This window comes from Streptomyces hokutonensis (genome assembly GCF_000376565.1).
Lineage (GTDB): Bacteria > Actinomycetota > Actinomycetes > Streptomycetales > Streptomycetaceae > Streptomyces > Streptomyces hokutonensis.
On the sequence record NZ_BARG01000022.1, the window covers coordinates 24,045 to 44,161 of the forward strand.

Annotated in this window: 17 protein-coding genes; 10 read left to right on the top strand and 7 right to left on the bottom strand. The window is 70.5% G+C overall.

The window, feature by feature from the left end; genetic code table 11:
• Positions 1 to 63: 63 nt before the first annotated feature.
• From SSP08S_RS11415 to ybaK, 4 genes are all read left to right on the top strand, one after another.
• Positions 64 to 1,641: an oxidoreductase gene (locus SSP08S_RS11415; protein ID WP_019067723.1), complete on the top strand. Its 1,578-nt coding sequence runs from the start codon at positions 64 to 66 to the stop codon at positions 1,639 to 1,641.
• Between the two features lie 139 nt (positions 1,642 to 1,780).
• Entirely contained in the window at positions 1,781 to 3,010 is a 1,230-nt protein-coding gene (locus tag SSP08S_RS55165; RefSeq protein WP_245607863.1) for a hypothetical protein, read from the top strand.
• A gap of 11 nt (positions 3,011 to 3,021) precedes the next feature.
• The gene (locus SSP08S_RS11425; protein ID WP_019067725.1) at positions 3,022 to 3,765 is read left to right on the top strand and encodes an LON peptidase substrate-binding domain-containing protein; all 744 of its coding nucleotides are present in this window, start codon (positions 3,022 to 3,024) and stop codon (positions 3,763 to 3,765) included.
• 7 nt (positions 3,766 to 3,772) lie between these two features.
• The gene (ybaK, locus tag SSP08S_RS11430; RefSeq protein ID WP_019067726.1) at positions 3,773 to 4,282 is read left to right on the top strand and encodes a Cys-tRNA(Pro) deacylase; all 510 of its coding nucleotides are present in this window, start codon (positions 3,773 to 3,775) and stop codon (positions 4,280 to 4,282) included.
• Between the two features lie 240 nt (positions 4,283 to 4,522).
• Here the strand turns inward: ybaK and SSP08S_RS55170 are convergent, their stop codons facing one another.
• The 4 genes from SSP08S_RS55170 to SSP08S_RS11450 all read right to left on the bottom strand — a co-directional run bounded on the left by SSP08S_RS55170 (position 4,523) and on the right by SSP08S_RS11450 (position 8,488).
• Positions 4,523 to 5,242 (bottom strand): hypothetical protein, encoded by a 720-nt coding sequence (locus SSP08S_RS55170; protein ID WP_051105891.1) that lies wholly within the window; start codon positions 5,240 to 5,242, stop codon positions 4,523 to 4,525.
• Between the two features lie 34 nt (positions 5,243 to 5,276).
• Entirely contained in the window at positions 5,277 to 6,104 is an 828-nt protein-coding gene (locus tag SSP08S_RS11440; protein ID WP_019067728.1) for an ABC transporter permease, read from the bottom strand.
• A gap of 64 nt (positions 6,105 to 6,168) precedes the next feature.
• Positions 6,169 to 7,140, bottom strand: coding sequence for an ABC transporter ATP-binding protein (locus tag SSP08S_RS11445; RefSeq protein WP_019067729.1), 972 nt, complete (start codon positions 7,138 to 7,140; stop codon positions 6,169 to 6,171).
• Positions 7,141 to 7,264: 124 nt separating this feature from the next.
• Positions 7,265 to 8,488: an NYN domain-containing protein gene (locus tag SSP08S_RS11450; protein ID WP_019067730.1), complete on the bottom strand. Its 1,224-nt coding sequence runs from the start codon at positions 8,486 to 8,488 to the stop codon at positions 7,265 to 7,267.
• Between the two features lie 226 nt (positions 8,489 to 8,714).
• Between SSP08S_RS11450 and SSP08S_RS62510 the strand changes: the two genes are divergently transcribed.
• A complete protein-coding gene (locus SSP08S_RS62510) occupies positions 8,715 to 8,879 on the top strand; it encodes a hypothetical protein (protein WP_019067731.1) in 165 nt (54 codons plus the stop codon).
• 83 nt (positions 8,880 to 8,962) lie between these two features.
• Here the strand turns inward: SSP08S_RS62510 and dnaE are convergent, their stop codons facing one another.
• Positions 8,963 to 12,502: a DNA polymerase III subunit alpha gene (gene dnaE, locus SSP08S_RS11460; RefSeq protein ID WP_019067732.1), complete on the bottom strand. Its 3,540-nt coding sequence runs from the start codon at positions 12,500 to 12,502 to the stop codon at positions 8,963 to 8,965.
• A 178-nt stretch (positions 12,503 to 12,680) separates the two neighbouring features.
• Between dnaE and SSP08S_RS11465 the strand changes: the two genes are divergently transcribed.
• The 4 genes from SSP08S_RS11465 to SSP08S_RS11480 all read left to right on the top strand — a co-directional run bounded on the left by SSP08S_RS11465 (position 12,681) and on the right by SSP08S_RS11480 (position 17,457).
• Positions 12,681 to 14,006 (top strand): DUF2252 domain-containing protein, encoded by a 1,326-nt coding sequence (locus tag SSP08S_RS11465; protein WP_019067733.1) that lies wholly within the window; start codon positions 12,681 to 12,683, stop codon positions 14,004 to 14,006.
• Positions 14,007 to 14,074: 68 nt separating this feature from the next.
• Positions 14,075 to 14,764, top strand: coding sequence for a hypothetical protein (locus SSP08S_RS11470; protein WP_019067734.1), 690 nt, complete (start codon positions 14,075 to 14,077; stop codon positions 14,762 to 14,764).
• 97 nt (positions 14,765 to 14,861) lie between these two features.
• Positions 14,862 to 15,674 (top strand): thioredoxin domain-containing protein, encoded by an 813-nt coding sequence (locus SSP08S_RS11475; protein WP_026178393.1) that lies wholly within the window; start codon positions 14,862 to 14,864, stop codon positions 15,672 to 15,674.
• A gap of 121 nt (positions 15,675 to 15,795) precedes the next feature.
• Positions 15,796 to 17,457, top strand: a complete 1,662-nt coding sequence (locus SSP08S_RS11480; protein WP_019067736.1) for an alkaline phosphatase D family protein — start codon at positions 15,796 to 15,798, stop codon at positions 17,455 to 17,457.
• 5 nt (positions 17,458 to 17,462) lie between these two features.
• On the opposite strand, the gene SSP08S_RS11485 is transcribed toward SSP08S_RS11480, so the two are convergent.
• Positions 17,463 to 18,032: a dienelactone hydrolase family protein gene (locus SSP08S_RS11485; protein ID WP_019067737.1), complete on the bottom strand. Its 570-nt coding sequence runs from the start codon at positions 18,030 to 18,032 to the stop codon at positions 17,463 to 17,465.
• Between the two features lie 29 nt (positions 18,033 to 18,061).
• Here SSP08S_RS11485 and SSP08S_RS11490 point away from each other — a divergent pair, with 29 nt between their 5' ends.
• Positions 18,062 to 19,168 carry a mechanosensitive ion channel family protein gene (locus tag SSP08S_RS11490; protein WP_019067738.1) on the top strand — a complete coding sequence of 369 codons (1,107 nt, stop codon included), beginning with the start codon at positions 18,062 to 18,064 and terminating at the stop codon, positions 19,166 to 19,168.
• Between the two features lie 155 nt (positions 19,169 to 19,323).
• Here SSP08S_RS11490 and SSP08S_RS11495 read toward each other — a convergent pair whose 3' ends face one another.
• On the bottom strand, positions 19,324 to 20,064 hold the full coding sequence (locus tag SSP08S_RS11495) for an SDR family NAD(P)-dependent oxidoreductase (protein ID WP_026178394.1): 741 nt from the start codon (positions 20,062 to 20,064) through the stop codon (positions 19,324 to 19,326).
• Positions 20,065 to 20,117: the final 53 nt, after the last annotated feature.

The following is a 20,117-nucleotide window of genomic DNA, read 5'->3' on the forward strand; positions in this document are numbered from 1 at the left end:
GTTACTCAGCGGGCATGAACAGCTGTGCGAAACCCGTGAGCAGTCGAGAGGGATGACAGAGCAGTGACCGAGGGTGCCGGCCTCCGCGCGGGGGATGTGCCGGACGATGCGACCGCCGCCGAGGCCGGTATGTGGCAGGCCTTCCGCAACGGCAGCGTGTACGACCTGAGCAGCGGCGACACCGTCGTCGACGATCCGCACGGCGGACATCCGTGGGGCCCGGAGCGCACCGTACGGGCACGGTTCGTGTGCTGGCTCCTCCTGGACGGCCCGCCCGCGCTGTCGGGCCGGGTGGCCTCGCTGAAACTCACCGGAGTGCAGATCAGCGGCACCCTGGACCTGGCGGGCGGCACGATCACCCCCTTCGTCGAGCTGAAGGGCTGCCGCTTCGAGCACGAGATCCTGTTGCCGGAGGCCCGCTTCCAGACCGTACGGCTGGTGAACTGCTCGGTGCCGCGGCTGGAGGCGGCGCGGGTGCACACGGAGGGTGACCTGCATCTGCCGCGCTGCCGCTTCCACAACGGGGTGCGGCTGACCGACGCGCACATCGGCACCGATCTGCTGCTCAACCAGGCGATCGTGTACAGGGACCGCACGGGCCGTTCGATCGCCGCCGACGGCATGACCGTGGGGCAGGACCTCCAGGCCGAACTCCTCGAATCACACGGTGAGTTGAGCCTGCGCAGCGCGAAGGTCGGCGTCTCGCTGAGCCTGCGCGGCGCCCGGCTGGCCAACCCGTACTCGCGGCTCGCGCTGAACGCGCCGCAGCTGACCGTCGGCCGCACCCTGTACCTCACCCCGGCGGGCGTCGGCGGCCCCTGGCTGAGCGGCACCACACCCGCGCGCGGGACCCGCATCCAGCGCTTCACGTGCCAGGGCGGGGTGCGCCTGGACGACGGGCGGTTCGGGGACGCGGTGGACCTGGAGCGGGCCCGGTTCACCTTCACGGACGACCAGGAACTGTCGCTGCTGCGGGTCCAGGCGCCCGAACTGCGCTTCCTCGGGGAGAAACCGCAGCGCGGGAAGGTGGTGCTGTCGGGGGCGCGGGTCGTCAACCTGATCGACGGCAAGGACAGTTGGCCGGGTCCGGGCAACCTCCACATGGGCGGCTTCGTGTACGAGAACCTCGTACCGCAGGGCCCGTTCCCGCTGGAGGCCCGGCTCGACTGGGTGGCCGCCGCGACCGCCGAGTACAACCCGGAGCCGTACGAGCGGCTCGCGACCGTGCTGCGCAACGCCGGGGAGGACGAGGACGCGCGCGAGGTGCTGCTCGCCAAGCAGCGGCGGCGCCGGGAGAGTCTGCCCGTCGCGGCGAAGCTGTGGGGGTTCGCGCAGGACTGGACGGTCGCCTACGGGTACCGGCCGGGCCGGGCCGCGGTATGGATGGCGGTGCTGTGGGCGGCCGGTTCGCTGGCCTTCGCACACGCGGACCACGTGCCGGTGAGCAGCAGCGGGCATCCGCCGTGGAGTCCCGCCCTGTTCGCGCTGGATCTGCTGCTGCCGGTGATCGATCTGGGGCAGGTGGGCCAGTGGCAGTTGCACGGGGGCTGGCAGTGGCTGTCGGTGGCGCTGATCCTGCTGGGCTGGATCCTGGCGACGACGGTGGCGGCGGGGGCGACCCGGCTGCTCAGGCGGGGCTAGGGCCTGTCCGGGCACAGTTATCGAACAGGTGAGCAAAAGTCACCTTTTACCGGGGCTTGACCGAGAGGCGTACAACTTTCCACGGGGTGCCCAAACGGTCTGGCGCACTCCGGATCCCGGTCCTTCAATGGTCGGCACCATGGCTCTGCTGCGCGCTTTCATCCGTACCGCCCGGATGGCAAGGAACACCTCGCGGCTCGCCGCCGGACTGCCGGCCGACGACGAGGTACTCCTCGACGCGCCCGACGACCGGCTCGGCCCCGCGCTGGTCGCGGCCGGCCGCGGCGAGTACGGGCCGGCCGCCGAGCTGCTGGCCACCACCCGCGCGGCCGCCGAGTGGGAGGACCGCGACCGCTGCACCCGCAGGCTCGCGGCCTTCGCCCGCTCCCGTCCCGAGTGGCTGGCCGACTGGCGCGCCGCCGACCCGCACGACCCCGACGCGCTGCTGGTCGGCGCCCAGCTGGCGGTGGACCGCTGCTGGGAGTCGCCGGCCCGCGCCGAACTGCTCGGCGAACTCGGCCCGTTGATCACGGCGGCGGCCGAGGCCGAACCGCGCGACCCGGTGCCCTGGCGGATCGCCCTGGACCACGCGCGGGGCACCCACGCCGGGCACGCCGCCTTCGAACGGCTGTGGGGCGAGGCGGTCCGCCGCGCCCCGCACCACTACGGCTGCCATGTGGCCGCCCTCCAGTACCTCTCGGCCGCCTGCTGCGCCCAGTGGGGCGACACGCCCCACACCGAGCGGCCCTCCCACCGCGAGTGCTTCGACTTCGCCGAACGGGCCGCACAGGACGCCCTGCCCTGCTCGCTCGTCCAGGCGCTGCCCGTGCGGGCCGCCTTCGCCTGTCTGACCGACGGCTGCGGCGCCGCGGTGCCGCGAATCCGGCCGGACGCGCGCGGGACGGCGGTGGCGCGGGCACTGCCGGACGCGGGCGGGGAGGCAATGGCGCAGGCCCGGCCGGACGCGGGCGGAGCCGCGGTGCCGCGCGCCCGGCTGGACGCGGCGGCCGACCTCGCTATCGCCCTCTCGGCCGGCTACCCGGCGGGCGACCCCTGGCCCGCCGAGGTCCGCAACCTGCTGGCCTACGTCCTCGTCCGCCTCGAACGCTGGCCGGACGCCCTCGACCAGCTGCGCCTGATCGGCCCGCACGCCACGTCCTTCCCCTGGGACCGGATCTCGGACGACCCGCTCGGCCAGTTCCTGGAGGTGCGGGACGGGGTGCGGATCGCGGTGGCCTCGCAACTGCCCCTGGGCGGGCCGGTTCCGCCCGGTCTCACGGCGGTTCCGCGGCAGCCGTGGGGCTTCGAGGACGCGCCGCCGTATCCACGGAGTGAGCACGACGGTCGCGCCCGCTCCGGCGACCACTAGGCTTTTGCGCCGTGACCACCGTCCGGCTGCCGCTCTTCCCCCTGAACTCGGTTCTGTTCCCGGGGCTCGTGCTTCCTCTGAACATTTTCGAGGAGCGCTATCGCGCCATGATGCGCGAACTGCTCAAGACCCCCGAGGAGGAACCGCGCCGATTCGCCGTCGTCGCCATCCGTGACGGCCACGAGGTGGCCCACACCGCCCAGGGCATGCCGGACCAGACCGCCTTGCCCGAGCGCGGACCCACGGCCGGCTTCGGCCCCGACCCGCTCAAGGCCTTCCACTCCGTGGGCTGCGTCGCCGACGCGGCCACCATCCGCGAGCGCGCCGACGGCACCTTCGAGGTCCTGGCGACGGGCACCACCCGGATGCGGCTGCTCACCGTCGACGCCTCGGGCCCGTTCCTCACGGCCGAGCTGGAGGAGCTCCCCGAGGAGAAGGGCGACGAGGCAGGCGCGCTGGCAGAGGGAGTGCTACGCGCGTTCCGCCAGTACCAGAAGCGCCTCGCGGGCGCCCGCGAGCGTTCCCTGTCGACCGGCGACGCGGAACTCCCCGACGAACCGGCGGTGGTGTCGTACCTGGTAGCCGCCGCGATGATGCTCGACACGGCGACGAAACAACGCCTTCTCCAGGCCCCCGACACCGCCTCCCGCCTCCGCGACGAGCTGAAGCTCCTGCGCTCCGAGACGGCCATCATCCGCAACCTGCCGTCCCTGCCCGCCTCCGACCTGACGCGCAACCCGACGAGCCTGAACTGAGACCCCGATGGCGAAGAAGTCCAGGAAGCAACAACAGCCCCAGTCCGGCGGCACCCCGGCGACCGTCGCCCTGACGGCCGCCGGAGTGCCGTACGAGGTGCACGCCTACGACCACGACCCCGCCCACCCGTCCTACGGCGAGGAGGCGGCCGAGGCGATGGGGGTGTCTCCCGACCGGGTCTTCAAGACCCTGGTCGCGGACGTGGACGGGGCGCTGACGGTCGCGGTGGTCCCGGTGGCGGGCCAACTCGACCTGAAGGCCCTCGCCGCGGCGGTGGGCGGCAAGCGGGCCGCAATGGCCGACCCGACCCTCGCCGAACGCACCACGGGCTATGTCCGCGGCGGCATCTCCCCCCTCGGCCAGCGCAAGAAACTCCGCACAGTCCTCGACGACTCCGCCGCCACCCACCCCACGATCTGCGTCTCGGCCGGCCGCCGCGGCCTGGAGGTAGAACTCTCCCCCGACGACCTGGCCACCCTCACCGCCGCCGTACTGGCCCCCATCGGCCGTGCGTAACCCCTCGACGCCGCCCCCGTCCTCGGTTAAGCACAAGAGGCATGTCGAAGAAAACCAGGAAACGAAAGTGGCGCATCAAGAAACGCCGCTCGAACCATGGACACCGGCCGGCGTAGGAAGGTCTTTCAGCCCGTCCGGCGTTTGAGGACGAGGCCGTTCAGGCCGAAGCGGGGGTCTGGGGGCGGCAGCCCCCAGGGACGGGACGGGTAGGGGCGGCGGGGGCGAAGAAACCCCCCGCCCCTACGACATCGGCGCCCCGTAAACGTCGGTCGCAACACCTTGCGGCTCAGGATCCCGCGGCCCGAACAACGCGGTCAGCCCCAGATGAACGACCAGCGCCGCGATGGACCAGGCCAGCAACGCCCCCTTCGCCCCCAACTTCAGCGGCGCCGAGAACGTAACCCCCTTGCCCACGGACTTCGCATGCGCGAGCACGTCCTTCGTCGGCCCCAGCCACATCCCCAGCCGCCAGGCGAGCAGCGAGGCCAGCAGCCCACCCACGGTCAGAGCGACCACCAGCGGCACTCCCCCACGCCGCCGCAGCAGAAACGCGGCAAGGGCGCTCAGCACACCGAAACCCACCGCGAGCAGAGTGAACGTTCCGTCCACCCCCACCGCCTGCTCCCCCTCGGAGTCCTTGAGGTAGACGACCCAGCTCTTGTCGACCACGTCCCCGACCAGCGGCACATGCGGCGCCAGCCACCACCACAGCAGCCCGAGCAGCACCCCGCCGAGCGCGACGACGACCGTGGCGACGACGGCCTCGATCAGTTCGGTCTTCATTCCGGGCCCGTCCGCGCCGTAGGACGCGTCCTGCGGGGCGTACACGGGATACCCGGCGGGATACCCGGCGCTCGGGGCACCGGGGTCACCCTGGGGGCCCTGGTCGCCCGGCGGCTGCCACGGATCGTGCGAGGACTGGTCACGCGGTGGCGGAGGCGGAGTCAGCGGTGCGGTCACAACGCCATCGTGCCAGGCCCGGCTGTGCGGCGCGTCACCGGACGGCAGCCCGACGGTAGGCCCAGGCGGCGACGGCCAGCGAAACGACGCCGACCGCGGCGCATACGGCGAGGTCACCGAGGACGAGCGCCCAGTCGGGGTGCGCCGCGAAGGTCTGCGCGAAGGCCTCGACGCCGTAGGTCGAGGGCACCAGGTCCCGCAGGAACCGCACCGCGTCGGGCATCCGGTCGGCCGGCAACACACCGAGCAGCAGTGCCGCCGACATGCCCAACTGCCCGAGCAGCGTGGCGAGTTCGGGGCGCGGCGCAAGCAGCCCCAGAGCCGCGCCGAGCCCGGCCAGGGCAGCTCCGGCCAGCGGGACCACCGCCGCCAGGATCCAGATGTTCCCCATCGGCAGCCCGAACAGCACACACCCGAAGACGGCGGTGAGCGCGGTCCCCGGCACGGTGAAGGACGCGTACGCGCCCGCGGCGCCGAGCACGACGGCGGCGGGCGGCACCGGCAGGGTGGCGTAGTGGTCGAGCCCGCCGCTGCCGCGCAGCTGCCCGAAGTACTGCGCGAGCAGGTTCAGCCCGACGTAGGCGACGACCAGCACGGACGAGCCGGCGACGACGAACCGGGCGTCGTGGCTGCCGCCGTCGACGACCCCGCGCATCATGATCAGGATGCCGACCGACTGGAAGGTCGCCACGAACATCAGCGGGATCCGCGCGACCCGCGCCCGGGACAGCTGCGCCCGGTACACGGCGGCCATCGAGGGCCACAGCCGCGCCTTCGGCCCGAGCTCGGCAGCGCCTGCCCCGGCGGCCTGTGGCACGGCCAGCGGGCCACTCGGCAGAACATCGGCGGATACGACACTCACGTCGCGCTGCTCCTCTCGACGCCGGCAGTCGCGCTGTCCCATACGGATACGACGGCCCGTGTACTCATGCCTTCACCAGCCCCTGCCCGTTGCCGCCCAGCGTCAGATACACGTCCTCCAGGCTGGGCGTGGCCAGCGTGAAGTCGTCCAGGGCGGCGAAGGCGGCCCCGCCGGTCACCGTGGCGACGGCCACCCGGGCCTCCTCGGGGGCGAGCCGGAGCGTCCAGCGGCGGCCGGACTCGACGGCACGGTCCCGCAGCGCGGCGACCTCCGGGACGTCCAGCGGCGGTTTCTCCCGCCACACCAGCTCGACCCGGACCTCTCCGGCGACCTGTTCCTTGAGCCCGGCGGGGCTGTCGCAGGCGATGACCCGGCCCTGGTCGAGGACGGCGACCCGGTCGAGGACGGTCTCGGCCTCGATGACGTTGTGGGTGACGAGCAGCACGGTGGTCCCGCGCTCGGCCCGGCGCCGGTCGACGGCGGACCACACGGCCCGCCGCGCCACCGGATCCATCCCGGTGGTCGGCTCGTCGAGCACGAGCAGCGGGCGCTCCCCGACCAGCGCCGCGGCCACGCACGCCAGCCGCCGCTGCCCGCCGGACAGCTTCTTGAGCGGCCGCCCGGCAATGGCCGCAAGCCCCAACTCGTCCAGTACGGCGTCCCGTTCGGCCCGTGCCTCGCGCAGTTCCAGGCCGCGCAGCCGGCCGGTGGTCTCGGCGGCGAGCGACACGGTCAGTTCGTCGAGCGCGGTGGACTCCTGGCCGAGGTAGGCAAGGATCCGCGCGGCCCGTTCCGGGTGGCGCACGATGTCGTGCCCGAGGATCTCGACGCTGCCCGCGTCGGGCCGCATCAGGCCGGTGAGCTGGCGTACGAGGGTGGACTTGCCGGCGCCGTTCGGTCCGAGCAGTCCGAAGATCTCGCCCCGGCGGATGTCCAGGGTCACCGCGTCGGTGGCCCGCACCTCGGGGGTGCCCGGCGCACCGCGCCGGCCGCGCACCGCGGGATAGGTCTTGCTGAGTCCGCGCACCGCGCACACGACATCCCCACCGTGTCGAAGTGCCTGTCCCGCGCGCGTACTCACAAGGGACGAGACTACGGGGTCCGCGGCCCCCGCCCGCTCGCGGGTCGGTCGAGAACCGCAAATACCCCGGTAAAGAGCGTCAATCCCCCGCGGGGGCGTGCTCGGCCGCCGTGCGGACGTCGATCTCGCGCCAGAACCCGGCGCGGATCGCGTACCGGTCGTGCTCGTCGATCTGGTCGTCCTTGTGGGCGAGGAGTCCGAAGCGGGCCGCGTAGCGCAGCAGTTCCCCGTCGATGCGATGCGGCACTCGCGGATACATTCCCGAGAGTTTCTGCAGGTGGGCGCCCTGGTCGCCGAGGCGGCCCATCCACCGGCGGGCGAACACCTGCCCGACCTCGAAGGGGTCGCCGCCGACCGTGGTGATGTCCTCCTCGCGGTCGGCCCAGCGCTGCTCGGCGGTGGTCAGCTGCGCCAGCGTCGGCATAGAGGCGACCTCGGGCGGCTCGGCGGCCCCGCCCGGCCGGTCGACCCACCCTTTGTCGGAGGACCAGCGCAGGGTCGCGCTCGCGGGCTGCTGCGCGGGCGCGGCGGCCCCCGGGGCCTTGAGGCTCGCCAGGTCCTTCGGGGTGGGCACGCCCTTGGGCGCGGGCACCCGCTCCTGCGTGCCGTTCTCCGAACCGGCCTCGGCGGCGGCGTGCTCGCCGTCCTCGACGGGCCGCTCACGTGTCGCCGGCGCGGACTCGGGCAGCGGCGCGGACAGGATCGCCGCGATCTCCGGCCTGGGCACCGGCTGCGGCGCGCACACCCCACCGAGATCCTTCGCCCGTACGGCCTTGGTGATCCACGTCCGGTCGAGCACCCGCCGCTCGTCGGCCTCGGCGACCAGGTCCTCGGACTGGTTGTAGTCCCCGTCGGCGGCCTGCACGGCCCACAGGTGTACGGCGACGCCGTGCTCCTTGGCTGCCATCATGCCCGGCAGCAGGTCGCCGTCGCCGGTGACGAGGACGACGTCGGAGCAGGCGCGGTTGCGGGCCAGCTCGGTCAGTTCGGCGTGCATGGCGGCGTCGACGCCCTTCTGCGCCCAGCGGCCGTCGCTGCGGGTCAGGGCGCCGAGGCGGACGGTGACCCGGGGCATCACGCGCAGCCTGCGGTGCTCGGGCTGCGGGACGCGGTCGGGGGCGCCGTCGAACCAGTAGATGCGGAGCAGGGGCCGCTCCGTGTCGGACTCGGCGCGCTCGCGCAGGCCCTGGATGAGGGCGGCGTGATCGACGGTGATACGGGAACGCGAGGGCTCTCCGGCGAGGAGACTTGCCGCCGCCCCCAGCAGGTACCCGGCGTCCACCAGGACGATGCAGCGGTCCACGCGACTCACCCTCTTCCCGGTCGGTTTTGCTTCGGGCTCGCTTCGAGTCTGCCCGACCGCACTGGGGTTAACGGCCCGAAACTCGATCTTCGGCGTGGCGTTTCGGGGCTTCCGTCTCGCACCAACCATGTCACACACGGTAATTATCCGAAATGCGTTCTTCGTCAGCCTATGTGAATCTGGTCGCGGCCCTGGCCCCTAGATCCCCTTCAGGAGGCAGATCACCATGGCCAAGAACAAGCACCGTGACCGTAAGCAGCCGCAGTCGGAGCGCGCCCAGGAGCAGGCCACGTCGTCCTCGATGGAGGCACAGGCCGAACAGCGCATATCCCAGGCGACGCCGAGCGACATGGCCCGCAAGGGCAAACAGAAGCGCTTCGGCCACAACTGAGGCCCGCTTCAAGGGTTGTTGAACGACTGAGGGGCGCGTCCGTTGGCGGACGCGCCCCTCAGTCACTTCTGCAAGTCCCTTGCTCAGCCCGCCAGGCAGGCCGGGCCGAGCAGCACCTTCAGGTCGCCGAACAGGGCCGGGTCGGGCTTCACCCGGTGCCGGTCCAGGCGCAGCACGGTGGTCTTGGTCGGGCCCTGGAGCCTGATGCGGACCTCGCTGTCGCCGCGGTGGTGGCTGAGGATCTCGCCGAGCCTGCTCACCATCGGCGGGGTGACCCTGGTCGCCGGGATGGTGAGGATCACGGGCGCGTTGGTGCCCACGTTCGACACGTCCGGGACCTGCATCTCCATCGCGACCAGACGGGGCACGTCCTCGCGCTTGTCGAGGCGCCCCTTGACGAACACGATGGTGTCCTCGACGAGTTGGGTCGAGATGAGCTGGTAGGTCGCCGGGAAGAACATGCACTCGATGGAGCCCGCGAGGTCCTCGACGGTGGCGATCGCCCAGGCGTTGCCCTGCTTGGTCATCTTGCGCTGGAGGCCCGAGATGATGCCGCCGATGGTGACGACCGCGCCGTCCGCGTGCTCACCTCCGGTGAGCTGGGCGATGCCCGCGTCGGCCTTGTCGGTCAGCACGTGCTCCAGGCCGAACAGCGGGTGGTCGGAGACGTAGAGACCGAGCATCTCCCGCTCCTGGGCGAGGAGATAGGTCTTCTCCCACTCGTCGGTGGTGAACTCCACGTCGAGTCCGAAGCCGGGCTCGCTGGTGTCCTCGTCGCCCATGCCGCCGAAGAGGTCGAACTGCCCCTCGGCCTCCTTGCGCTTGACCGCCACCACGTTGTCGATCATCGGCTCGAAGTGCGCGGTGAGGCCCTTGCGGGTGTGCCCGAGGGTGTCGAACGCGCCTGCCTTGATGAGGGATTCGGTGGTGCGCTTGTTGCAGGCGGCGGCCTCGACCTTGTCCAGGTAGTCCGGGAAGGAGGCGTACTTCCCCTTCGCCTTGCGGGACCTGATGATCGAGTCGACCACGTTCGTACCGACGTTGCGCACGGCCTCCAGGCCGAAGAGGATCACGTCGTCGCCCTGGGCCGCGAAGTTGTGCACCGACTCGTTGACGTTCGGCGGGAGCACCTTGATCTTCATGCGCCGGCACTCGTTCAGGTAGATCGCGGACTTGTCCTTGTCGTCCTTGACCGAGGTGAGCAGCGCCGCCATGTACTCGGCCGGGTAGTTGGCCTTGAGGTAGGCGGTCCAGTACGAGACCAGGCCGTACGCGGCGGAGTGCGCCTTGTTGAACGCGTAGCCGGCGAAGGGGACCAGGACGTCCCACAGAGCCTGGATCGCCGCGTCGCTGTAGCCGTTCTTCCGGGCGCCCTCCTGGAAGATGGTGAAGTTCTTCGCCAGCTCGTCGGGCTTCTTCTTGCCCATGACGCGGCGCAGGATGTCGGCCTCGCCGAGCGAGTAACCGGCGACGATCTGGGCGGCCTTCTGCACCTGCTCCTGGTACACGATCAGGCCGTAGGTCACCGCGAGGACCTCCTCGAGAGGCTCCTCCAGCTCCTTGTGGATCGGGGTGATCTCCTGGCGCTTGTTCTTGCGCTCGGCGTAGTTGATGTGCGAGTTCATGCCCATCGGGCCGGGCCGGTACAGGGCCGAGACGGCGGAGATGTCCTCGAAGTTGTCGGGCTGCATCTGGCGCAGCAGCGAACGCATCGGGCCGCCGTCGAACTGGAACACGCCCAACGTGTCGCCTCGGCACAGCAGTTCATAGGTCTTGGGGTCGTCCAGCGCGACGTCGAGGAGCTGGAGCTTGACGCCCTTGTTGCTCTCCACCATCTTCACGGCGTCGTCCATGATGGTGAGGTTGCGCAGGCCCAGGAAGTCCATCTTGATCAGGCCGAGCGACTCGCACTGCGGGTAGTCCCACTGTGTGATGGTCACGCCGTCCGTGTGCCGCACCCAGATCGGGGCGTGGTCGACGATGGGCTCGCTGGACATGATGACGCCGGCCGCGTGCACACCCATCTGCCGGACCAGGCCCTCGACGCCCTTGGCGGTGTCGATGACCTTCTTGACGTCCGGCTCGTTCTCGTACATCCCGCGGATCTCGCCCGCCTCGCCGTAGCGGGGGTGCGAGGGGTTGGTGATGCCGTCGAGGTCGATGCCCTTGCCGAGGACGTCGGCGGGCATCGCCTTGGTGAGACGGTCGCCCATCGCGTACGGGTAGCCCAGCACGCGCGCGGAGTCCTTGATGGCGTTCTTGGCCTTGATCTTGCCGTAGGTGCCGATCATGGCGACCTTGTCGGCGCCGTACTTCTCCGTCACGTACCTGATCACCTCGACGCGCCGGCGCTCGTCGAAGTCGATGTCGACATCGGGCATGGAGACGCGCTCGGGGTTGAGGAACCGCTCGAAGATCAGACCGTGCGGGATCGGGTCGAGGTCGGTGATGCCCAGGGCGTACGCGACGATCGAACCGGCGGCGGAACCACGGCCTGGACCCACCGCGATGCCGTTGTTCTTGGCCCACATGATGAAGTCGGCGACCACGAGGAAGTAGCCCGGGAACCCCATCTGGATGATGACGTCCAGCTCGTACTCGACCTGCTTCTGGCGGTCCTCGGGGACGCCGCCCGGGAAGCGGCGCTCCATGCCCAGGCGCACCTCCTCCTTGAACCAGGTGACCTCGGTGTAGCCGTCCGGGATGTCGAATTTCGGCATGAGGTTCTTGGCCTCGAACATGCCGGTGGTGTCGATCTGTTCGGCGACCAGGAGGGTGTTGCGGCAGCCCTCCTGCCAGGCGTCCGAGGAGTCCACGGCGTACATCTCGTCCGTCGACTTCAGGTAGTAGCCGGTGCCGTCGAAGCGGAAGCGGTCCGGGTCGGAGAGGTTCTTGCCGGTCTGGATGCAGAGCAGGGCGTCGTGGGCGGTCGCCTCGTGCGCGTACGTGTAGTGCGAGTCGTTCGTCACCAGGGGCGGGATGCCGAGCTTGCGGCCGATGTCCAACAGGCCGTCACGGACCCGGCGTTCGATCTCGATGCCGTGGTCCATCAGCTCCAGGAAGTAGCGGTCCTTGCCGAAGATGTCCTGGTACTCGGCCGCCGCCTTCAGGGCCTCTTCCTCCTGCCCGAGGCGCAGCCGGGTCTGCAGCTCTCCCGAGGGGCAGCCGGTGGAGGCGATGAGCCCCTCGGACCACTGGGAGATGGTCTCCTTGTCCATGCGCGGCCACTTCTGGAGCCAGCCCTCGGCGTACGCGTCCGAGGACAGCTTGAAGAGGTTGTGCAGGCCCGTCTTGTTCGCCGCCCAGATCGTCTTGTGGGTGTAACCACCGGAACCGGACACGTCGTCGCGCTTCTGGTGCGGCTGGCCCCACTGGATCTTGCGCTTGTTGCGCCGCGACTCGGGGGCGACGTACGCCTCGATGCCGATGATCGGCGTGACGCCCGCCTTCTTGGCCGTGTGGAAGAAGTCGTAGGCACCGTGGAGGTTGCCGTGGTCGGACATCGCGATGTGGGTCATGCCCATCTCGTTGCACGCGTTGAACATGTCCTTCAGCCGCGCGGCACCGTCCAGCAGCGAGTACTGGGTGTGGACGTGCAGGTGCGTGAACGGCGGCTTTGACACGGCTTGGCCTCCAGGGAAAACAGTCGACAACAGACAGCGGGCGGTCTGGGGGGACGAGACCGAATCCTATGCCTCGGGACTGACACTCGGCGGGCACTCCCACGTACCTTCGAGCGTTGGAAGGTGACGACAGACCCGTCACATGTCATGCACCACCCGTACCAGGAGGCACAGAGCGATGTCGGTTCCGCAGCTCAACGACGAGCACCGCGGCGAGGAGATCCTCGCTGTCTTCGACACCGCCTTCGGCGAGCTCCTGGCCGCCGACCCGGCCGCGTTCCGCGTGAAGTTCCGGAAGATGGCGGCCTCCGCCTTCGCCTTCTACCGGGGCACGGCGGCCCTCTTCTACCACGACCTCGACGCGGAGAAGCGGGGCGGCCCGTACCTGGACGACCGCACCTCGCGCGTGTGGATCCACGGCGACCTGCACGCCGAGAACTTCGGCACGTACATGGACTCGAACGGCCGCCTGGTCTTCAACGTCAACGACTTCGACGAAGCCTACGTCGGCCCGTTCACCTGGGACCTGAAGCGCTTCGCGGGCTCCATCGCCCTCCTCGGGTACGCGAAGGCGCTCAGTGACGAGCAGATCACCGAGCTGGTGAAGATCTACGCGGGCGCGTACCGCGAGCGGGTGCACGCGCTGGCGACCGGCGCGAAGAGCGACGAGGTGCCGCCGTTCACCCTGGACACCGCCGACGGGCCGCTCCTGGGCGCGCTGCGCACCGCCCGCTCGCTGACCCGCTTCGAGCTGCTGGACTCGATGACGGAGATCCGCGACTACGAGCGCCGGTTCGCATCGGGCGGCGGCTCCATCGAGCTGGACGCGGCCACCCGCTACAAGGTCCTCGCGGCCTTCGACGGCTACCTGGAGACCCTCCCCGAGTCCTCCCTGGACCGCCCCGACTCGTACCGCGTGAAGGACGTCGTAGGCCGCCGCGGAATCGGCATCGGCTCGGCCGGGCTGCCGTCGTACAACATCCTTCTCGAGGGCAACAGCGACGCCCTGGAGAACGACGTCGTGATCTACATCAAGCAGGCCCAGACGCCGGCCGTCTCGCGGCACATCACGGACGCGGCGATCCGGGACTACTTCCAGCACGAGGGCCACCGCACGGTGATCTCGCAGCGGGCCCTCCAGGCGCACGCGGACCCGTGGCTGGGCTGGACCGAGCTGGACGGCTCGGGGCAGCTGGTCGCCGAGGTGTCGCCGTACGCGGTGGACCTGGACTGGAGCGACATCGACGACCCGGAGGAGATCGCCGCCGTCGTCGCCGACCTCGGGCGGGCCACGGCCACCATGCACGCGGCGGCCGACGACCAGTCCGGCGAGTCCCTGGTGCCGTTCTCCACCGAGCGCGCCATCGACGCGGCGATCGCGGCCGACGAGGACGGCTTCGCGGGCGTCCTGGTCGACTTCGCCCACGACTACGGCACACGCGCGCGTGCCGATCACCAGATCTTCGTCGACCTGTTCCGCAACGGCCGGATTCCGGGTCTGTAACCATCCGTACGCTCACAGGAACCCTTTAGGGGTCCCTTACCGGAGCACATGACAGACTCACCTCCGCTATGGACATATCCGGGATCCAGCTCAGGGCCGTACGCGCGGCGCTGTTCACGGCACTGGTCGTGACGCTCAGCACCGCGTCGCACGTGCTGCTGTCCCGGGTCCCCCTTCCGTTCGGCACGGTGGCCGCGATCGCGGCCACCGTGTTCGTCCTCGCGTACGCGCTGGCGGGCCGCGAGCGCGGCTTCGGCCGGATCGCCGCCCTGCTCATCCCGCTGGAACTGGCCGCCGACACGGTGTTCACCACCGGCCAGCACGCCTGCTACGGCAGGGCGGGCGGCCCGGTCGCCGGACCGCTGCGCGCGGTCGGCCTGGACGTGCTGTGCAGCGGCGGCAGCGTGGGCACCCCGCTGGCCCGGATGACCGACAACCCCCAGCAGGCTGCTGCGCTGCTCGCGCACACCGACGCCACCGCCGCCTGGCTGCTGCTCGGCGCGCACATCGGCGTCGGGCTGCTGGCCGCCGCGTATCTGCGCCGGGGCGAGCGCGCGCTGACCGAACTGCTGCGTGCGGCGACGGCGGTGGGCTTCCGGCCGCTGCTGCTCGCCGTCACCGCGATGACGGGCCGCCGCACCCTCGCGGTCGGCCGGCTGCCGCGCACCACGCACCGCACGGCCGGCGCCCGTGAGCGCCTGCTGGTGCACTCCCTGGGACGGCGTGGACCGCCGTGCTCGTTCCTCCTCGCGGTCTGAAACCAGGCCGCGCACCGGCACCACGAGCACCCCTGTGTAGTCCCCCCATACGTATTCCGCGCACACCAAGTGCGCGTCCCTGATGGAGATCACCACCATGAGCAAGCGGAACAGCGCGGCGGCGAAGACGGCGGCCCGTGAGCGGCTGCGCGCCGAGCGCGAGCGCGAGGCCAAGCGCGCGAAGGTCAGGCGGCAGCTGATAGTCGCCGGTTCGGTCGTCGGCGTCCTCGCGATAGCCGGCGGCATCGGCTACGCCGTCGTGCAGGGCAACAAGCCCGGCTACTGGGAGGCGGCGAAGGACGACAAGCTCGTCAAGCCGGCCAACACCACCGGCACCAACGGCACCACCGTCGTCCTCGGCAAGAGCACCGCCAAGAAGACCCTCGTCATGTACGAGGACCCGCGCTGCCCGATCTGCGCCCAGTTCGAGCAGACCGTCGGTTCGACCGTGAAGAGCGACTGGGACGCCGGCAAGTTCAAGATCCAGTACGTCGGTGCCACGTTCATCGACAACAAGGACAACGGCGAGGGTTCGAAGAACGCGCTGAGCGCCATGGGCGCCGCGCTGAACGTCAGCCCCGAGGCGTTCCTGGAGTACAAGACCGCGCTCTACTCGACGAAGTACCACCCGGACGAGACGACCGACAAGTTCAAGGACGACTCGTACCTGATCAAGGTCGCGAACACGGTCCCCGCCCTGAAGAACAACGCGGCCTTCCAGAAGGCCGTGAAGGACGGCACCTACGACAAGTGGGCGCTGGACATGTCCGCCACCTTCGACAAGAGCGGGGTCACCGGCACCCCGACCCTGAAGATGGACGGCAAGACGCTGACCGGCTCGGACGGCACCAACGCGCCGATGACGGTGGCCGACTTCACCACGGCGATCACGGCGGCCCTCAAGGCCTGAGCCGACCGTCCGGCCACCTCTTCGTGAGCCACGCGGTTTTGTGAGACACGCAGTACAACAGCGGGCGAACTTTTACGAGTTCGCCCGCTGTTGTTAATACCGGTCAGTAACCTGTTCGCTCGTGACCAGTCGATACAGAGCAACCGAGGGCGCCAACTCGCCCTTCCCGCGCCGCCGTACGGTCGTCAAGGCCGCTGCCGCCACCGCCGTGCTGGCCGGCCCGCTCGTCGCCGCGCTGCCCGCCGGGGCCGCGACCGAGACCCCCGCCTTCCTGCACGGGGTCGCCTCCGGGGACCCGCTCCCGGACGGCGTCCTGCTGTGGACCCGGGTGACGCCCACCGCCGAGGCTGTCCCCGGTTCGGGGCTCGGCCCGGACACCGAGGTGAGCTGGACCGTCGCCACCGACAAGGCGTTCACGAACATCGTCTCCAGGGGTTCGCTCACCGCGACCGCCGCCTCCGACCACACCGTCAAGGCCGACATCCGCGGCCTGGCCCCGGCCACCGACTACTGGTTCCGCTTCTCGGCCGGCGGCACCGACTCCCCGGCGGCGCGCACCCGCACCGCGCCGGCGGCGGACGCCACCGTGACCGGCCTCCGCTTCGGCGTCGTCACCTGCGCCAACTGGGAGGCGGGCTACTTCTCCTCGTACCGCCATCTCGCGAACCGCAACGACCTCGACGCCTGGCTGCACCTGGGCGACTACATCTACGAGTACAAGTCCGGCGAGTACGCGGCGCGCGGCACGGTCGTACGGCCGCACGCGCCGCTGAACGAGATCATCACGCTCGCCGACTACCGCACCCGGCACGGCAGGTACAAGACCGACCCCGACCTCCAGGCGCTGCACCTGAAGGCGCCGGTCATCGCGATCTGGGACGACCACGAGTTCGCGGACAACGCCTGGTCGGGCGGCGCGGTCAACCACACCGAGGGCGCCGAGGGCACCTGGACGGCCCGCCAAGCGGCCGCGAAACAGGCGTACTTCGAGTGGATGCCGGTCCGCCCGGCCATCGCGGGCACCACCTACCGCCGCCTGCGCTTCGGCAAGCTGGCCGATCTCTCCCTCCTCGACCTGCGCTCCTTCCGTTCGCAGCAGGCGAGTTCGGGCAGCGGCTCGGTCGACGACCCGGACCGTACGATCACGGGCCGCGCCCAACTCGACTGGCTGAAGGCCGGGTTGAAGGCCTCGGACACCAAGTGGCGCCTTGTCGGCAACTCGGTGATGATCGCGCCGTTCGTCATCGGCTCGCTCACCGCCGACCTGCTCAAGCCGCTCGCGAAGCTGCTGGACCTGCCGCAGGACGGCATCGGCGTCAACACCGACCAGTGGGACGGCTACACCGACGACCGCCGTGAACTCCTCGCCCATCTGCGCTCGAACGCGATCGGCAACACGGTCTTCCTCACCGGCGACATCCACATGTCCTGGGCCAACGACGTGCCCGTGGACGCCGGCACCTACCCGCTCTCGCCGTCCGCGGCAACGGAGTTCGTGATCACCTCGGTGACCTCCGACAACCTCGACGACATAGTGAAGGTGCCCGAGGGCACGGTCTCCGCGCTCGCCGCCCCGCTCATCCAGGTCGCCAACCGGCACGTCCACTGGGTCGACACGGACCGCCACGGCTACGGCGTCCTCGACATCACGGCCGACCGCGCGCAGATGGACTACTACGTCCTGTCCGACCGCACCTCGGCCACCGCGACCTCGTCCTGGGAGCGCTCGTACCGCACGCGCAGCGGCACGCAGAAGGTCGAGCGGACGTACGACCCGGTGTAGGTCTTTTAGAGGCTCTCCAGGAAGCCGAAGGCCACCCGCCAGGTGGCCTCGGCGGCCTCCTCGTCGTAGTCCGGGAGGCCGGGGTCGGTGTACAGGTGGCCGGCTCCGGCGTACCGGTAGATCTCGACGTCGGCGCCGGCCCTGCCCATCTGCAGATACCAGGAGCTGAGCCAGTCGTCGGTCTCGAACTGGTCCGGCTCGGCGACATGCAGCTGGACCGGGAGGTCGTCGACGGTGGCGGTGGCCGCGATGTCCGAGGTGCCGTGCAGAAGCAGCAGCCCGCGCGCCTTCTCGTCGCCGAGGGCGAGGGTCTGGGCGATGGAGGCACCGAGCGAGAACCCGGCGTAGACGAGCCCGCGCTCGGAGTAGGGAGCGGCGGCCAGCACGGCCCGCTTCAGCAGCTCGTCCTTGCCGATCCCGTCGTTGAAGGCCATGCCCTCCTCGACCGTCTCGAACGTCTGCCCCTCGAAGAGGTCCGGCGTCCACACCTCGTGGCCCGCGGCGCGCAGCCGGTCGGCGGCCTCGCGCACCGCCGGCCGGAGTCCGTACGTCGAGTGGAAGAGCATGATGTTCATGAAGCCATCGTGCCAGTACGGTCGGACACATGGAGAACGTACTGCGCCCGCTGATCGTCATCGGCGGCTCCGTCGTCCTCACGCTGCTCATCGGCTGGGTCACCGACCTGCTGCTGCGCAAGGCGGACGCCCGCCACGACGACACCACCCTGTGGGGCCTGCTGCGCCGAGGCCGAGTCCCCTACCAACTCCTCATCTGCGCGGCCTTCCTCAGAGGCTCCTACGACCAGGCACAACTCCTCGAGGAACACCGGGTCGGCATCGGCCAGACCCTGACCCTGGTGCTGATCGGCGCCACCGCCTGGCTGATGATCCGGGTCGCGGCGGCGATCGTGGAGTCCTCGTACGCCCGCTACGCCCGCGCCTCCCGCGACGCGGCCCGGGTCCGCCGGGTGCGGACCCAGGTGACGCTGATCACGCGGGTGGTGGCCGCGATCGTGGGTGTGGTGGCGGTAGCCGCGATGCTGCTCACCTTCCCCGCGATGCGCGCGGCCGGCGCCTCGCTGCTGGCCTCGGCGGGCGTCCTCGGCATCGTCGCCGGTGTCGCCGCGCAGTCCACGCTCGCCAACCTCTTCGCCGGGCTCCAGATCGCCTTCGGCGACATGGTCCGCATCGGCGACACCGTCGTCGTGGACGGCGAGTGGGGCACGATCGAGGAGATCACCCTGACCTTCCTCACGGTACGGACCTGGGACGAGCGCCGGATCACCATGCCGGTGTCGTACTTCACGTCCAAGCCCTTCGAGAACTGGTCGCGCGGCACCCCGCAGATGACCGGCATCGTCTACTTCCAGGTCGACCACTCGGCCCCGGTCGACGCGATGCGCGAGCAGTTGCAGGAGATCCTGCGTGCCTGCCCGGCCTGGGACGGCCGCAGCTACGGCCTGGTCGTCACCGACACCACCCCCAACACCATGGAGGTCCGCGCCCTGGTCACGGCCAAGGACGCGGACGACATCTGGACGGTCCGCGTCACGGTCCGCGAACAGATGATCCGCTGGCTGTACGTGGAACACCCGTACGCCCTCCCGCGCGTGAACACGGCGGACGCGGCACCGGTACCGGGCGAGGACACGTCACCCAACGGGGGTGGTGGGCGGGCGGCGCATGAGCCGCCGGGGGCGGGGCGCGGGTGACGGAGGGCGCGGAGCAGCTCCGAAGCCTACGGGGCTGTGGTGGCTGGTCGCGCAGTTCCTGCTCAAGCTGGCTTCGGCGGCGACGCCCAGGCTTTTAGGGGCGCGGGGAACTGCGCGCCCGGCCACGACGGCGCCGCACCCGACCGACCACCGCCTCAACGCCCCCGCTCAGCCCCACCGTTGACCTGAATCACTTGCGAAGTGACATGCCCCGCGGCAGGCGAGGCGAGCCAGTGCAGAGTCCCGGCGACATCCCCTGGCGTCCCGGCCCGCCCGGTCGACGTGTCATTGATGAGCCGCTCACGCCGGGCCTCCGCGATCTCCGGCCCGAAGAACTCCGTGTCCTCGATGTACCCGGGCGCGACCACGTTCACGGTGATGCCGCGCGGCCCGAGATCCCGGGCCAGATCATGGGCGTACGGATGCAACGCGGCCTTGGCCCCGCCGTACGCCCCGCTCCCCGACCCCCGGTACGCGGCGATGGAACTGACGAACAGCACCCGCCCACCCGGCTCCGCGAGCCGCGACTTCAGGGCCTCGGTCAGCAGCGCGGCGCTCAGGGTGTTGATGCGGAAGTTGACGGTCCAGTCGTGCGCGACGGCGTCCAGCGCATCGCCGCTGCCGCTCCCGGGTTCCAACGTCCCGTTGCCACCCGCGCTGTGCACCAGCACATCCACCGTGCCGAACTCCTCGGCCACGAACCGTGCGACGCCCCGCACCACTTCGGGCTCACTCAGATCCCCGGCGTACGTCAGCGCCCCGGGCACCCCGGCCTTCTCCAGCACCTCACGCCGCCGCCCGAGCAGCAACACCCGATCCCCACCGGCGACGAAGGCATGCGCCGCGGCGAGCCCAATTCCCGTACCCCCACCACTGATCACGACGTTACGAGCCATGGTCCGAGCGTACAAAGGAAACCGGGTGGCCCTCTCCCGCGTTTACACGACTG